Source organism: Bacillus sp. N5-665, assembly GCF_022637375.2.
Taxonomy (GTDB): domain Bacteria; phylum Bacillota; class Bacilli; order Bacillales; family Bacillaceae_G; genus Bacillus_A; species Bacillus_A wiedmannii.
The window spans coordinates 4319706-4334674 of sequence record NZ_CP093325.1 but is presented as its reverse complement, the minus strand read 5'-3'; the positions used below and the strand labels follow the sequence as shown (position 1 = coordinate 4334674).

The window sequence follows — 14969 nt, the reverse complement described above, 5'->3', positions numbered from 1 at the left end:
TTTTTCTTAGCGGAATAATATTAAAATTTGATTTTCACCCGTGCGCTTTATAACGAAAAAGCCACTTTCGGATTTTGTAGCAATGCCATCGTTATTTGGACGACAATATCCATGCGTTTCGCAAGTGCCGTCATCACGTACTAACATTTGTCCAATTAATCCGACAGGAAGCCACTCGGTACGATCTTTTCTTGCTATATATTTGCAAGTCGGATCCCATCCTGTATTTAAAAGAGGTTGTATGTCTTGCGATTCCGTACGCACATATTGGCGTTTTCCAAAGTTATCTGTTTTATAGCGTTTTTGCCAACTTAAAGCACCGCTATTTCCTATAAGGGCAGGGGTTGCACTAGATATTCCTAAAATGAATGAATCGTTTGAAGTAGCGATCCGAATTTTTTCTTCGCTACTAAATGTAACGAAATAACCTACATCAATAAAATTATTGTCTATTGTTTCAAACATTTGTGCAAAATCAGTTCCACTTGCATTGTAAGAAGCGCCATCAATATACATTTCCCCATTATGAGCAAGCCACTTTGCACCGATATTATGATCGGTTTCATTTGTGCCGTTTGCAATAAACCAAGAATAAGATTCTTCTGCAGTGCCGAAGCGCCCCATAATATGGCTACCTGCAAAATGAGCTGTTGATGTATGATTACCTTCCGCATGAGAAGAGAATCCGTTAGCGATAGTCGAGGTTCCTTCTGCATGTGCTGCTTCTCCTAAAGCGATTGTATGTTTACCTTCCGCATGAGAATAAGAGCCACCTGCTGTCGTTTCACTTCCTTCACTATGGGAACTATGTCCAGTTGCTTTCGTTTTTGATCCTTCCGCATGAGAGAAAGAAGCTTTTGCGTGTGTAAGAAGTCCTTCTGCATGTGAAGCTGAACCCTCTGCATTAGAGTGAAGCCCCTCTGCATGTGCATACCGTCCCCCTTTTTTTACTTTTGTATTTTCAGGTGTAGGAGTTTGAATTATGATCGTTTTTTCTGTTTGTATATCATTGGATGGTGCTAATGCTTCTCTTATTTTTTTCACTTGATTTATAATAGCAGCTGGAATTTCTGATTCTACTTTTTTATTTATTGCTACAGGGATGTCTTCTTCTGTATTTTTCTCTGTTTGCTCAGAAGGCACAATCTGTTCAGTGTGAGTAGAGAGAGGTTTATTTTTTTGCTGCATCTTTGTTTTTCTATTATCGATTATGCGGCTCATTACAGCATTTTCTAAAGAGACATATTTTGGTTTAGCTTTGTTTTTGGGGGAAGCCCCTTGTCCGTCCGGTTCTTCTAAAGCTGCAGCTCGAATGCTGCACCAGTTGTTAATTCCGTACATGGGCAGATAAAAAGGCGGGCATTTTCTTTTTTGTTTAGAAGATTTTTTCTTCATTCTGTCACCTCCTGCGACAGTATATGCCGTGTAATTAAAAAAAGATGCACTTTATTGCATCTTTTTTTAATTACTTTACCTAGTTTTTATAGGAGAGCCGCCTAAATGATACGGTAATCCTCGTAATTTGTGAATGATATCTATATAAGGATCGTTATGAAATTGGGCGAAATTTCTCAGGGACAAAAGACAGGGAGGAAGGGACGGAAACGGTCTCCATCTCAGGATAACGTAGTCCGGTTAGTTTGCCACCAAATACAGCGCCAGTGTCAATATTGACTGTATGATTTACGAAGCGAGGTTCTTTAACGGGTGTATGTCCATATACAATCCAAGCTTTTCCTTTATATTCTTGTGCCCAGTCGCGACGGACAGGAGAGCCGTCAGCATGTTTTTCTCCTGTAATATCGCCATATAATACAAAGGTTTGTACTTTTTTATCTTGTCTTCCTATGTAATCTTGCCGAATTCCAGCGTGACATACAATTAACCTTTTCTCGTCGAGTACGTGATAAAAAGGAGAGTGCTCGTAAAGGGTGATAAATTTTTCTTTTATAATGTTTTGTTTATGAGAAGGCAGTGCTTCATATTCGGCAACAGTTGTTTCGAGTCCATGAGCGATTGTCACATTACGCCCAAGGAAAAAACGGTATAGTTTATTACAGTGATTTCCCGGAGCGTAATAAGCTACTTTTTTATTTATGACAAGTTCCCATACAATTTCAATCATACGTAATGAATGAGGGCCGCGATCTGTAATATCACCAACAAATGCAAGCTTACGTTGGTCAGCGTGAAACGGCAGGTCACTATTCCAGTTGTATCCGAGTTTCGTCGTTAAATCTTGAAACTCTTGAAAGCATCCATGAATATCCCCTATAATGTCAAATTTCATATTTAAACCTCCACCATATTTTTCATTAGTATATCTAAAAAAGGATAGAGATAAAAATATACTGTTTTTGCTCGTCATTTAAACATAAAGATTTTCGTTCTTGAGCGAACGTTTAAAACGAATCCAATCGCTATCATGTATGTGAGTAAGGAACTTCCTCCATAGCTCATAAGGGGTAATGTAATTCCTGTAATAGGTAGTAATCCGATGGTCATCCCGATATTTTGAAATACTTGAAAAGTAAACATTCCGATTGTACCAGCACAGATGTAACTACCGAAAGGGTCATTACTTTCTAAGGCGATATGAATCATGCGGAAAATAAGTAGGAAAAAAAGTGAAATAATGACACTTGCGCCTAAAAAGCCGAATTGCTCAGCGACATTGGTGAAAATAAAATCTGTATGTGGTTCTGGAAAGTATACTTGTCCATTTTCCCAACCTTTTCCTTGCATTTCCCCTGATCCAGTAGCTAAGAAAGCTTGTCTTAATTGATAGCCTTGTGCATCATATTTGTATGGTGCTAACCAGCCGTAGAAGCGATTTAGTTGATATTCTTGTAAAATGTGTGCTTTAAAGAATTTTGTGTGAGTAAAAAAAATATACGTTAATGTAACGCCAGCTGCAAAAATACCGGAAACTAATCCGAAAATAAACCGCCAACGTATACCAGAAACTAGTATCATTGCTGCGAGCATAGCTGAAATTACCATTGTGTTTCCTAAATCAGGTTCCTTTGCAATAAGTAGTAGGGGTGGCAAACTTGTTGCACATATTTTTCCGAGTAATAAAAAATCGCCGTGTATTGTCCGGAAAAAATATTTCTCATTGTGATTTGCTATAATTCGTCCAGTGACGATAATTAAAAACAATTTCATGATTTCAGACGGCTGGAAATTTCCGATGCCGGGAAGCCTGTACCAAGCGGTAGCACCTTTAATTGTAACGGCACCTGGTACTTGAAGTTCTAGTCCAATAAGTAGTACCAATGCAAAGCTATATAAATACCAAGCAATTTTTTGATAACGATCGAAATCAATAATCATAATCATACCAATGGCTATAAATCCAATGAAGTACCATTGGATTTGCTTTAATACAAAATTTACGCTTTGCAAAAATGGTGGTAAAGAGGCTTGTGCACTTGCAATTGCAAAGCAACTAACAGTCCCAATGGCAAATAAGATGAATAGTAATACGTAGTCTATTTGATATTGAGAATTTGGATCTTTCAATGTATGTATTCCTTTCTATCGCCTAGTAAGTATATGGATCATTTCATGATAAAAATAATATACAAGCAGACTATGCATACATTTATTCCACTATTTGTGGGAAGTCATACATCACGAGGAAGGAATAGCTCCTCCCTTGTGATGGACTATATTGCACGGAGCTCTTTTGTAATGATATTTAAACAATAAGAAAGTCGTGCATGTGTATTTTTATCTGGAATGAGGTTTGGAAATAGATCGTAAAATTTGGTCGCATTTTTATACCATCCGTAAGCTCTTATCAAACCTTTTTTATAATACTTGGCGTCTTGTAAGAAACCATACTTTTTCGAGGTTAAAACGAGCTGAGAAAAATCTTCACAGCCCTCAAGGAATTTGTTACGTACTTGCTGTCCAGTATGAAGACGGAATGAACTTAAGGGCTCAGTTATATACATCGCATCACCTTTTGAAAGTAAACTTATCCAAGAGGCCATATCAACACTACAACCATATTTTCTGCCATTTAAAGTGCCGAAAGGTTCCGTTAATAGGCTTTTTCTAAAGAGTACGATTGTAGGCTCACCGATAATATTTTGTCCTGACATAAGCATACGGTTTCCAAAATCTTTCCCATTTAGTAGAGTATCTTCATCATATAATTTTTTCATGGAGGGATGTTGTTCAATTATATCTCCATTATCATCAATCCAAGCGCGATAGGATGTGATAAGTGCGAGATTTTTATTGAGGTTTTGTTGGAAATAAAACATCATTTTTTCGATTTTATTATTATAAAATGTATCATCGTCCATTAAGAAATTTATGTACTCTCCATTTGACTGTTCTAAGAGCATAAGGGCGTTATTAAATTGTCCTAGAGTAGAGGCATTTCGAATGTATGTTATATGTTTATGCTTATGTAAATAATGTCTGTATATTAATTTTTCTGTTTCATTATTTGTACTATCGTCCCCTATAATAATTTCAATATTTGAATACGTTTGCGCTAATGCACTTTCTAAAGCAATTTTAAAATAATGTGGTCGATTATAGGTGGGAATAAGGATGGAAACGAGAGGCAGATTTTTTATATTATTCATATACAACTACCTTTCAGAAGTTTTTTGTGTAAGAATAATATCTTGATAACTTGTGTGTTCGGTTCTGCTACACCATGAACCATAGTGAGGAGGGGACTGTATTTCTAGCCCATATTTATTTAATAGGGTACGAATATCGTCCTCAGGATAGGCAACTGCGAAATTAGGGATATCTTTATTTAGAACATAACAATTGTCAATTTGATGATAAAAACCTAACGTACTTAATCCTACATTTAAGTAATAGGATGATTCAGGGTTAATTAAAAAGAAAGTAATAAAACATCTCCCATCTTTTTTCAGAACTCGTGCAATCTCGCATACGTAATGTTCTAATTCTTTCGGAAGGAGATGGGTAAATACAGACGTTAAAAAAATAAAATCGAATGATTCATCTTCATATGGAAACTTGTATTGGGAAGCATCTTCTTTTCCATCGGGATTGTAGAATTGATTATATATATCGACATGTTCAAAATAGAAATTGTTACGGCGTGTAGAAATGTTATTTTTGCACCATGTAATTCCTGCATTGAATAAGTCAAATCCATAATAAGTACCTTCATCGCTTAAATAGTTCATTAATGGAACCGCCATTCGGCCAATACCACAGCCTACATCTAGCACTGTTTCATTTGATTTTAATTTGCCAATTTCAATAAAATACTGCATAAACTCTTTTCCAACTTCTTCAAAATCACCACCTACATATTGAACGAGTTCTGGGGGTGGAATTAATGTGATTTTTTTCTCGTTTTCGTTCATACATTCACTCCGTCCTTGTAGTAAAGTAGGGGATTTCTATTGTATATATAAGTTAATCATTTATAGTGAGGGGAACTTTACACAATTAGTTCTTATGAATAAGTAGTGTAATAGAACCCCTCAAAAAATAAAATTATATTCTATTCTTTTCGCCAATAAATACCGAAATCATCAATCTTAGTAATAGGAGCTTGTAAGTTTCTTTCATTTCTGAAATCTGTTACAGCCTCTGCGCATGTTACCAATCCGTAATCATCAATAATAATATAGCCGCCTGTTGAAACTTTATCGTATAAGTTTACAAGACTATCCATCGTTGATTCATACATATCACCATCAAGGCGAGCAATTGCAATTTTTTCTACCGGTGCTGAAGGCAAGGTATCTTTAAACCAACCCTTTAAAAATTTCACCTGATCATTTAATAAATCGTATTTTCTAAAGTTTTCTTGCACTGTTTCTAAAGAAACTCGTAAGTAATCGAATGTGTGCAAATAATCACCATAATCTTTCGGATATTGTTCTAAGTTAGGTGCTGGCAGACCTTCAAACGAATCGGCAACCCACACAGTACGATCCGTAATGTTGTTTGCTTGTAAAAAACCATTCATAAAAATGCATGATCCTCCGCGCCATACACCAGTTTCAATAAAATCACCTTCTATATTTTCCCTTACAACAGTTTCCATAGCCTCATGTAATTGATTCATACGTTTTCGGCCAACCATACTGTGTGCTGCTCTTGGCCAATCATTGCCACCTTGACGCTCACTTTTTGAAACGTTAGGATCAACGATTTTCAAATTGTGATTTTCTACGTATTGCTTAAGAAATAAAGGAAGCGGAACTGTAACTGGTTCATATGATAGCTCTTTAGATATATGTAACGAAGCAGGTAAGTATGGTTCGTATTCTAACCATATTTCAAATAAAATTGTTTTCTTTAATAGCTCAAGATAAAGCTGAACAGCTGATTTATTTTCCATATAAGTGCCTCCTGCGGAATGTCATACAACATTATGACTATGTAGAAAAGAAAGATTTAATGATTGAATTTAACAATGAAAAAGCAGTAAAACTGATATCAGTCTTACTGCTACGTACAAAATTAAGCGATTTTCTCAATGATAATTGATGCACTTGTACCAAGAGCTAGCGATAATCCAATTCCTGTAACAACTGCTTCAACTAGTGATGGTGTTGTAGTAATTTGTGTAATGGCTTGGATAACGATAGGAGCTCCAAGTGAAATTAAGCTTGTGCCCGCACCCGGTACATTAACTCCATTAACTTGAATCCCAAGACTTCCTAATAAACTTACTGCCGCTGTATAAGCAATAACAGTAATTTTATAGAAGCCAGTTTCACTAATTACGAAAGTATCGGCATCCATTTGAGAAATTGCCGTACCAAACTGAGATCCAACGGTATTAAATGGTACTGGATCATTAATCCCAAGAGCCAAAGAAACTGTAGCTGAGTTAAAGGCATACAATCCTGCTGGAAGTCCTAAGCCAGAAGGTCCAGTTGGCCCAGTCGGCCCAGTCGGTCCAGTTGGTCCAGTTGGTCCAGTCGGTCCGGTCGGTCCGGTAGCGCCAGTAGCACCAGTCGGTCCAGTCGGTCCGGTAGCACCAGTTGGCCCAGTCGGTCCAGTAGCACCAGTAGCACCAGTTAGCCCAGTCGGTCCAGTCGGTCCAGTTAGCCCAGTCGGTCCAGTCGGTCCAGTCGGCCCGGTTGGTCCAGTTGGTCCAGTTGGTCCAGTCGGTCCAGTCGGTCCAGTCGGCCCAGTTGGTCCAGTTGGTCCAGTCGGTCCAGTTGGTCCAGAAGGTCCAGTTGGTACAGTTGGCCCAGTCGGCCCAGTTGGTCCAGTCGGTCCAGTCGGCCCGGTAGGAAGGGTAAACGGTGGTATTGGTGGTAATGTTGGTCCTACAAGATTAGGGTCAAATGCACTAGCTGATAAAGATTCATCGGGATTTAATCCATCTGAATAATTATTATTTGACATAAATTCACCTCCATAAAGCGTTCATTATATAGTAGATGCAAAACCGGAAGAAAATGACACGGACATTTGAATTATTGAAAAGAAATCTTAAACTGCTTGTGCAAGTTAAAAAAGTGGAAAGTTTATTGTATGTATAACATATGATTGATTTGGAAGAGGGTGATTATGTTGAACAAGCAAGGAATTACAATTAGTTTATGTATGATTGTTCGAGATGAGGAAGATACAATCGGTCGATGTTTAGACGCAGTAGAAAAAATCGTTGATGAAATTATTATAGTTGATACAGGTTCCATTGATCGAACGAAAGAAATTGTAGCTCAATATACCTCTAACATATATGACTTTCCATGGATTAATGATTTTGCGGCAGCTAGAAATTTTTCTTTTTCAAAAGCAACGCAAGAATATATATTATGGCTAGATGCTGATGATGTGTTATTAGAAGATGCTCAAGAGGCATTGAAGCTATTAAAAAAAGAATTAGATTCTAATGTGGATGCTGTTTCGATGCCTTATCATCTTGTAATGGATTCTAATGGGAAACCTTTATATTGTACAAAAAGATATCGGCTTGTAAAGCGTGAAAAAGAATTTCAATGGTTTGGAAAGGTGCATGAGTATTTAGCTATTTTTGGTGAGATTTTTAATAGTAATGTTGCGGTTACGCATAAAAAAGAAAAGAAAGTAACGAACCGCAATTTGAAAATTTTTCAGGATGCTGTAGCAGCTGGAGAAGAATTGAGTCCGAGAGATTTGTTTTATTACGCGAATGAATCTATGGATAATCAAAAATATGATGATGCAGTTTTACTTTATAAAACATTTCTTAATCAAGATGAAGGTTGGTATGAAGAGAAAATTTATGCATGTGGTAAATTAGGAGATTGCTATGCAAAGCTTGGAATGTGGGAGAAGGCAGTTGAATCTTGTGTAAAGTCATTTCGGTATGATGTCCCTAGAGGAGAGAATTGTACAAGAATAGGATATATATATATGGATCAACAAAAATACAATGAAGCAATTTTTTGGTTTAAACTTGCAACAGAAGTGACAATGGCAACAGAGAGTCCTTTTCACAGTCCAGCTAGCTACACATGGATTCCCTATTTACAAATGTGTATTTGTTATAGCAAGTTAGGCGAGCAAGATAAAGCTTATTATTACAATGAATTAGCAGCTTCTTATGTTCCGAATAATGCTGCAATTGAATATAACCGCAAATATTTTCGGAGTGTTTTTGATAAACAATATAAATCGTTGTAGGTTGCGTTTTTCTAGAAATGATGTATCACGATTCTAACTCTAATAGATTGGCTATATAGTAAAGTATCGGCAATGTAACCAGTACTGGTTACATCTATAGACTTTAGATGAGATTTATATTTCAAATTCAATTTGCATAAGGAGTGTGTAAAATGAATTCCCCAAAAAATTCTTTATACGAAGAAAAGTCCGGGCATTATTATAATGCAGTGAATCCGAATTTATTAAAGCATATAAAAAAGGAATGGAAAGAAGTTCTTGATATAGGTTGCTCGAGTGGTGCATTGGGAGCTGCCATAAAAGAAAATGGCACACATGTATCAGGAATTGAGGCATTCCGAGAGGCGGCAGAACAAGCAAAAGAAAAACTAGATCATGTTGTTTTAGGCGATATAGAAACAATGGATATGCCGTATGAGGAGGAGCAATTTGATTGCGTTATATTTGGTGACGTATTAGAGCATTTATTTGATCCGTGGGCTGTAATAGAAAAAGTAAAACCATATATAAAGCAAAATGGTGTAATTTTGGCTAGTATACCGAACATTTCTCACATTTCAGTATTAGCTCCCTTACTCGCTGGAAACTGGACGTATACAGAATATGGTCTATTAGATAAAACACATATTCGTTTCTTTACATTTAATGAAATGCTACGAATGTTTTTAAAAGCAGGTTATTCGATTAGTAAAGTAGATCGTGTATATGTTGATCATAAAATGTATGAACCGCTTATCGAGGAGTTATATGGAATTTGTAAAAAATATCGTCTTGGAAGTGGCTTCATGGCTGAGACGGTTGTATTTCAATATATTATTGAAGCAGAAAAATCACAATTATGAGTACGGCAGATAAAACAATATTATTTGTTACGTGTATAAATGATCGAAAAATGTATGCACAATGTGCGCGACATATATTACAATTGCCAGTTCCTCCAGGATATACGATACAGTTTATGCCGATTCGGAATGCGAAAAGTATGACGAGCGGATATAATCAAGCAATTTCGCATCCAGCAAAATATAAAGTGTATATACATCAAGATGTTTTCATTGTAAATGTAGGATTTTTATATGGATTACTTCAATTGTTTCAGGAACATGAGCATCTTGGAATGATCGGTATGGTTGGAGCCCAATATGTTCCTCCAAATGGAACATGGAATGTAGGCAGAGGAGTTGTTGGGAAAGTAATTGGTTATATGAATGATTTATATTATATGGCAAGTCAAGAAAAGCCGTACCATGAGTCAAAAACATTTATGCCTGTAGAATGTATTGATGGATTATTAATGGCAACGCAATACGATATTCCGTGGCGGGAAGACTTGTTTGATGGGTTTGATTTTTATGATGTATCTCAATCATTTGAATTTAGAAAAGCTGGCTATACAGTTGGGGTTCCTGTACAGCGTGATGCGTGGTGCATTCATTATCATATTGATGTGAATATGACCAACTATGAAAAGTACAGAAAGATATTTGTAGAGCACTATATGTCAGATGTAAATCAAGACGAATAGAGGGGCTACAAGATGAAGGATCATACAATATTAGTCGTTGTTTGTATAAATAATGAAGAGCTATTTGAACAATGCGAGAGACAAATACAAAACCTTTTTGTTCCCCCTGGTTATGTCGTACAAATTTTTCCGATACGAGATGCGAAAAGTATGGCAAGTGCATATAACCGAGCACTTTCATATCCCGCGAAGTATAAGGTTTATATACATCAAGATACTTATCTTATTAATCGAGAGATGTTTTATACACTCATTTCTCTTTTTAAAGATAATGAAAAACTTGGTTTAATTGGCGTAGCTGGTGCTCAATTTTTACCGAGCAACGGGATATGGTGGGAAGGAAAAAATTTGGTAGGGAAAGTGATTGAGTACAGAAGACAGAATTATCAATTATTAAATTTGGATCAGCTGTTTTATAAGAATCAATCATTTATGTCAGTTCAGGCAATTGATGGATTATTAATGGCCACACAATATGATATTCCATGGCGAGAAGACTTGTTTCAAGGATTCCACTTTTATGATGTGTCGCAGTCTTTAGAGTTTCAAAAGGCGGGTTATTTAATTGGTATCCCTAATCAAGCAAATTTATGGTGTATTCATTACAACGGGGATGAGTTTGATGCGGATACATATGAGAAGTATCGGAAAGTGTTTGTAGAACATTACAAAGATATACTATCTCCATCATAAGGGAGAGATGCAGGATGAAAGGAATTATTTTAGCAGGTGGAACTGGATCGAGATTATATCCAATAACGAAAGTAACAAATAAACATTTGCTTCCTGTTGGACGTTATCCAATGATATATCATGCGGTATATAAGCTAAAACAATGCGAGATTACAGATATTATGATTATTACAGGTAAAGAGCATATGGGAGATGTTGTTAGTTTTTTAGGAAGCGGTCAAGAGTTTGGCGTGTCCTTTACGTATCGTGTGCAAGATAAGGCTGGGGGAATTGCACAAGCATTAGGGCTTTGTGAGGATTTCGTCGGGAAAGATCGTATGGTAGTTATATTAGGGGATAATATTTTTTCAGATGATATTCGTCCGTACGTTGAAGAGTTTGCAAATCAAAAAGAAGGTGCGAAAGTACTGCTACAATCTGTAGATGATCCGGAGAGATTTGGTGTAGCAAATATTCAAAACCGAAAAATAATTGAAATTGAAGAAAAGCCGAAAGAGCCAAAAAGTTCCTATGCAGTTACAGGAATTTATTTGTATGATTCGAAAGTTTTTTCTTATATAAAAGAATTAAAACCTTCCGCGAGGGGAGAACTTGAAATTACAGATATCAATAATTGGTATTTAAAACGAGGGGTACTTACTTATAATGAAATGAGCGGTTGGTGGACTGATGCAGGAACTCATGGTTCACTTCAAAGGGCGAATACGTTAGCGCAGGATATAAACTTTGGGAAACAGTTTAACGGAGAATAGGTGAGAATATGAAAGTTGTAGAAACAAATTTTACCGACGCGAAATTGTTAGAACCGAGGTTATTTGGAGATGAGCGTGGCTTTTTTACAGAAAGTTATAATAAGAAGGTGCTAGAAATATTAGGGATTACGTATTCGTTTGTACAGGATAATGTCTCTTATTCAGCTAGGTCGGGAACGATTCGGGGATTACACTTTCAAAAGAATCCGAAAGCACAAACGAAACTTATTCAAGTTATGCAAGGAGCAATTTATGACGTTATCGTTGATTTGCGAAAAGATTCATCAACGTTTAAACAGTGGAGAGGATATATTTTAAGCGCGGATAATCACCGGCAACTATTAGTGCCAAAAGGATTTGCACATGGTTTTTGTACACTTGTCCCGCATACTATTGTTATGTATAAAGTAGATGAGTATTATAGTGCCGAACATGACTCAGGGTTACTTTGGGAAGATAAAGAATTAGCAATTCCATGGCCGGTAACGAGTCCTATTTTGTCTGATAAAGATCGAATATTACCGTTACTTCAGGAATGTGAAGATAGCTTTTGAGTAGGAGAGTTGTTATATGAATATATTAGTAACAGGTGGGGCCGGATTTATTGGAAGTAATTTTGTTAATTACATGTTACAAAGATATGAAACATATAAAATTATTAATTTTGACGCATTAACATATAGCGGGAATTTAAATAATGTGAAGTCTCTTCAAGGGCATCCGAATTACTCTTTTGTAAAAGGGGAAATTCAAAATGGAGAGCTGCTAGAGCATGTCATAAAAGAGCGAGACGTCCATGTGATTGTAAATTTCGCAGCTGAATCACATGTGGACCGTAGTATTGAAAATCCGATCCCTTTTTATGATACAAATGTAATTGGGACAGTCACCTTATTAGAATTAGTAAAAAAATATCCACATATCAAACTCGTGCAAGTATCAACAGATGAGGTGTACGGCTCTTTAGGGAAGACAGGGCGATTTACCGAGGAAACCCCGTTAGCTCCAAATAGTCCATACTCTTCAAGCAAGGCGAGCGCCGACATGATAGCTTTATCTTATTATAAAACATATCAATTACCAGTTATAGTAACGCGTTGCTCCAATAACTATGGGCCGTATCAATATCCTGAAAAGTTAATTCCGTTAATGGTTACGAATGCGCTGGAAGGAAAAAAACTACCGTTATATGGCGATGGATTAAATGTAAGAGATTGGTTACATGTAACGGATCATTGTAGTGCGATTGACGTTGTTCTGCATAAGGGACGTATAGGAGAAGTATATAATATAGGTGGAAATAATGAAAAAACGAATATAGATGTTGTGGAACAAATTATCTCTCTCTTAGGAAAAACGAAAGAAGATATTGCGTATATTACAGATCGTTTAGGTCATGATCGTCGTTATGCGATTGATGCACAAAAGATGAAGAATGAGCTCGGTTGGGAACCGCAGTATACGTTTGAACAGGGGCTAAAAGAAACGGTGGAATGGTATGAACATCATATAGAATGGTGGAAACCACTAAAAGAAAAATAAGGGGCATATAAATGAAAGAACGGATTATCATAACGGGAGCAAATGGTCAATTGGGAAAGCAACTACAAGAAGAGTTAAATCCTGAAGAATATGACATATATCCATTTGATAAAAAGTTACTAGATATAACAAATATATCCCGAATGCAGCAAGTGGTACAAGAGATAAGGCCACATATAATTATTCATTGTGCAGCGTATACGAAGGTTGATCATGCTGAGAAAGAACAAGACCTTGCTTATGTAATAAATGCAATAGGAGCTCGCAATGTAGCGGTTGCTTCACAATTAGTAGGGGCAAAGTTAGTTTATATTAGTACCGATTATGTATTTCAAGGTGACAGACCAGATGGCTATCATGAGTTTCATAATCCATCACCGATAAATGTATACGGGGCTTCTAAGTATGCGGGAGAGCAGTTTGTCAAAGAGTTACATAATAAATATTTTATCGTTCGAACATCGTGGTTATATGGTAAGTATGGAAACAATTTTGTGAAAACGATGATGCGGTTAGGAAAAGAAAGAGCAGAATTATCTGTTGTAGCGGATCAAATTGGTTCTCCTACTTATGTGGCGGATTTAAATGTGATGATTAATAAGCTCATTCACACTTCTTTATACGGTACGTATCATGTATCAAATAGAGGCTCATGTTCTTGGTTTGAATTTGCAAAAAAAATATTCTCGGATGCAAATATGAAAGTGAATGTATTACCTGTTTCAACCGAAGAATTTGGAGCGGCGGCAGCGAGACCGAAATATTCTGTTTTCCAACATAACATGCTACGATTAAATGGTTTTTCACAAATGCCTTCTTGGGAAGAAGGATTAGAGCGGTTTTTTATAGAAACAAAAAGTCATTAACAAAATTTAAGTTAATGACTTTTTTGTTTGCCTTTAAGAGGTTTTATGGTACTATAATTATAGTATCAGGTACTAATAACAAGTATAAGTAATTCTGGGAGGATATATCATGGAACTATTACAAGGGAAAACATTTGTTGTTATGGGCGTTGCGAACCAAAGAAGTATTGCGTGGGGAATTGCTCGCTCTTTGCATAATGCAGGTGCAAAATTAATATTCACATATGCAGGAGAACGTTTAGAAAGAAACGTTCGTGAATTAGCGGACACATTAGAAGGACAAGAATCACTTGTATTACCTTGTGATGTAACAAATGATGAAGAACTTACAGCTTGCTTTGAAACAATCAAGCAAGAGGTTGGTACAATTCACGGTGTTGCACACTGTATTGCTTTTGCAAATCGTGATGATTTAAAAGGTGAATTTGTAGATACTTCTCGCGATGGATTTTTACTTGCACAAAATATTAGTGCATTCTCTTTAACAGCTGTAGCAAGAGAAGCGAAGAAAGTAATGACAGAAGGCGGAAATATTTTAACGTTAACATACCTTGGCGGCGAGCGCGTTGTGAAAAACTATAACGTTATGGGTGTTGCGAAAGCTTCATTAGAGGCGAGTGTAAAATATTTAGCTAACGATTTAGGCCAACATGGCATTCGCGTTAACGCTATTTCTGCAGGACCAATTCGTACGTTATCTGCAAAAGGTGTAGGCGACTTTAACTCAATCTTAAGAGAAATTGAGGAGCGCGCACCACTTCGTCGTACAACAACTCCAGAAGAAGTTGGGGATACAGCAGTATTCTTATTCAGTGATTTAGCACGCGGCGTAACAGGAGAAAACATTCACGTTGATTCAGGGTATCATATCCTAGGATAAATATAATTTTAATTTTTAAAGGACAATCTCTAAATGTTGAGATTGTCCTTTTTATTTGTTCTTAGAAA

Annotated in this window: 16 protein-coding genes; 9 read left to right on the top strand and 7 right to left on the bottom strand. The window is 36.5% G+C overall.

Annotated features, from left to right (window positions below; genetic code table 11):
* Positions 1-6: 6 nt before the first annotated feature.
* The 7 genes from MNO09_RS24855 to MNO09_RS24825 form a co-directional block, all read right to left on the bottom strand.
* Positions 7-1395 carry a peptidase G2 autoproteolytic cleavage domain-containing protein gene (locus MNO09_RS24855; protein WP_070168543.1) on the bottom strand — a complete coding sequence of 463 codons (1389 nt, stop codon included), beginning with the start codon at positions 1393-1395 and terminating at the stop codon, positions 7-9.
* Between the two features lie 154 nt (positions 1396-1549).
* On the bottom strand, positions 1550-2290 hold the full coding sequence (gene prpE, locus MNO09_RS24850) for a bis(5'-nucleosyl)-tetraphosphatase PrpE (RefSeq protein ID WP_088106947.1): 741 nt from the start codon (positions 2288-2290) through the stop codon (positions 1550-1552).
* 74 nt (positions 2291-2364) lie between these two features.
* Complete coding sequence (locus MNO09_RS24845; RefSeq protein WP_000654715.1) at positions 2365-3525, bottom strand: FtsW/RodA/SpoVE family cell cycle protein; 1161 nt, start codon at positions 3523-3525, stop codon at positions 2365-2367.
* 146 nt (positions 3526-3671) lie between these two features.
* A complete protein-coding gene (locus MNO09_RS24840) occupies positions 3672-4607 on the bottom strand; it encodes a glycosyltransferase family 2 protein (protein WP_070168544.1) in 936 nt (311 codons plus the stop codon).
* A gap of 6 nt (positions 4608-4613) precedes the next feature.
* Positions 4614-5372, bottom strand: a complete 759-nt coding sequence (locus MNO09_RS24835) for a class I SAM-dependent methyltransferase (RefSeq protein ID WP_001004737.1) — start codon at positions 5370-5372, stop codon at positions 4614-4616.
* Positions 5373-5512: 140 nt separating this feature from the next.
* On the bottom strand, positions 5513-6358 hold the full coding sequence (locus MNO09_RS24830; RefSeq protein ID WP_070168545.1) for a TylF/MycF family methyltransferase: 846 nt from the start codon (positions 6356-6358) through the stop codon (positions 5513-5515).
* 122 nt (positions 6359-6480) lie between these two features.
* Complete coding sequence (locus MNO09_RS24825) at positions 6481-7377, bottom strand: BclA C-terminal domain-containing protein (protein ID WP_098717654.1); 897 nt, start codon at positions 7375-7377, stop codon at positions 6481-6483.
* A 165-nt stretch (positions 7378-7542) separates the two neighbouring features.
* On the opposite strand from MNO09_RS24825, the gene MNO09_RS24820 reads away from it, so the two are divergent.
* The 9 genes from MNO09_RS24820 (at position 7543) to fabI (ending at position 14901) form a co-directional block, all read left to right on the top strand.
* A complete protein-coding gene (locus tag MNO09_RS24820) occupies positions 7543-8643 on the top strand; it encodes a glycosyltransferase (protein WP_000932898.1) in 1101 nt (366 codons plus the stop codon).
* Positions 8644-8795: 152 nt separating this feature from the next.
* Positions 8796-9485 carry a class I SAM-dependent methyltransferase gene (locus MNO09_RS24815; protein ID WP_070168547.1) on the top strand — a complete coding sequence of 230 codons (690 nt, stop codon included), beginning with the start codon at positions 8796-8798 and terminating at the stop codon, positions 9483-9485.
* A complete protein-coding gene (locus tag MNO09_RS24810) occupies positions 9482-10168 on the top strand; it encodes a glycosyltransferase family protein (protein WP_000100683.1) in 687 nt (228 codons plus the stop codon). The genes MNO09_RS24815 and MNO09_RS24810 overlap by 4 nt, the downstream gene beginning before the upstream one ends.
* 12 nt (positions 10169-10180) lie before the next feature.
* Positions 10181-10861: a glycosyltransferase family protein gene (locus tag MNO09_RS24805; RefSeq protein WP_000651509.1), complete on the top strand. Its 681-nt coding sequence runs from the start codon at positions 10181-10183 to the stop codon at positions 10859-10861.
* 14 nt (positions 10862-10875) lie between these two features.
* Positions 10876-11613, top strand: a complete 738-nt coding sequence (locus MNO09_RS24800; protein ID WP_000676171.1) for a sugar phosphate nucleotidyltransferase — start codon at positions 10876-10878, stop codon at positions 11611-11613.
* 8 nt (positions 11614-11621) lie between these two features.
* Positions 11622-12167, top strand: coding sequence for a dTDP-4-dehydrorhamnose 3,5-epimerase (gene rfbC, locus MNO09_RS24795; RefSeq protein ID WP_000869423.1), 546 nt, complete (start codon positions 11622-11624; stop codon positions 12165-12167).
* A gap of 16 nt (positions 12168-12183) precedes the next feature.
* Positions 12184-13155 carry a dTDP-glucose 4,6-dehydratase gene (gene rfbB, locus MNO09_RS24790; RefSeq protein ID WP_070168548.1) on the top strand — a complete coding sequence of 324 codons (972 nt, stop codon included), beginning with the start codon at positions 12184-12186 and terminating at the stop codon, positions 13153-13155.
* A gap of 11 nt (positions 13156-13166) precedes the next feature.
* Complete coding sequence (gene rfbD, locus MNO09_RS24785; protein WP_070168549.1) at positions 13167-14021, top strand: dTDP-4-dehydrorhamnose reductase; 855 nt, start codon at positions 13167-13169, stop codon at positions 14019-14021.
* A gap of 109 nt (positions 14022-14130) precedes the next feature.
* Positions 14131-14901 carry an enoyl-ACP reductase FabI gene (fabI, locus tag MNO09_RS24780; protein WP_000421885.1) on the top strand — a complete coding sequence of 257 codons (771 nt, stop codon included), beginning with the start codon at positions 14131-14133 and terminating at the stop codon, positions 14899-14901.
* The last annotated feature ends 68 nt before the right edge of the window (positions 14902-14969 follow it).

Coding starts and splice junctions, on each gene's coding strand:
- rfbD (WP_070168549.1), top strand. CDS start 13,167: ATGAAAGAACGGATTATCATAACGGGAGCAAATGGTCAATTGGGAAAG.
- MNO09_RS24840 (WP_070168544.1), bottom strand. CDS start 4,607: ATGAATAATATAAAAAATCTGCCTCTCGTTTCCATCCTTATTCCCACC.
- MNO09_RS24810 (WP_000100683.1), top strand. CDS start 9,482: ATGAGTACGGCAGATAAAACAATATTATTTGTTACGTGTATAAATGAT.
- fabI (WP_000421885.1), top strand. CDS start 14,131: ATGGAACTATTACAAGGGAAAACATTTGTTGTTATGGGCGTTGCGAAC.
- prpE (WP_088106947.1), bottom strand. CDS start 2,290: ATGAAATTTGACATTATAGGGGATATTCATGGATGCTTTCAAGAGTTT.
- MNO09_RS24830 (WP_070168545.1), bottom strand. CDS start 6,358: ATGGAAAATAAATCAGCTGTTCAGCTTTATCTTGAGCTATTAAAGAAA.
- MNO09_RS24820 (WP_000932898.1), top strand. CDS start 7,543: ATGTTGAACAAGCAAGGAATTACAATTAGTTTATGTATGATTGTTCGA.
- rfbB (WP_070168548.1), top strand. CDS start 12,184: ATGAATATATTAGTAACAGGTGGGGCCGGATTTATTGGAAGTAATTTT.
- MNO09_RS24815 (WP_070168547.1), top strand. CDS start 8,796: ATGAATTCCCCAAAAAATTCTTTATACGAAGAAAAGTCCGGGCATTAT.
- MNO09_RS24825 (WP_098717654.1), bottom strand. CDS start 7,377: ATGTCAAATAATAATTATTCAGATGGATTAAATCCCGATGAATCTTTA.
- MNO09_RS24835 (WP_001004737.1), bottom strand. CDS start 5,372: ATGAACGAAAACGAGAAAAAAATCACATTAATTCCACCCCCAGAACTC.
- MNO09_RS24800 (WP_000676171.1), top strand. CDS start 10,876: ATGAAAGGAATTATTTTAGCAGGTGGAACTGGATCGAGATTATATCCA.
- rfbC (WP_000869423.1), top strand. CDS start 11,622: ATGAAAGTTGTAGAAACAAATTTTACCGACGCGAAATTGTTAGAACCG.
- MNO09_RS24805 (WP_000651509.1), top strand. CDS start 10,181: ATGAAGGATCATACAATATTAGTCGTTGTTTGTATAAATAATGAAGAG.
- MNO09_RS24855 (WP_070168543.1), bottom strand. CDS start 1,395: ATGAAGAAAAAATCTTCTAAACAAAAAAGAAAATGCCCGCCTTTTTAT.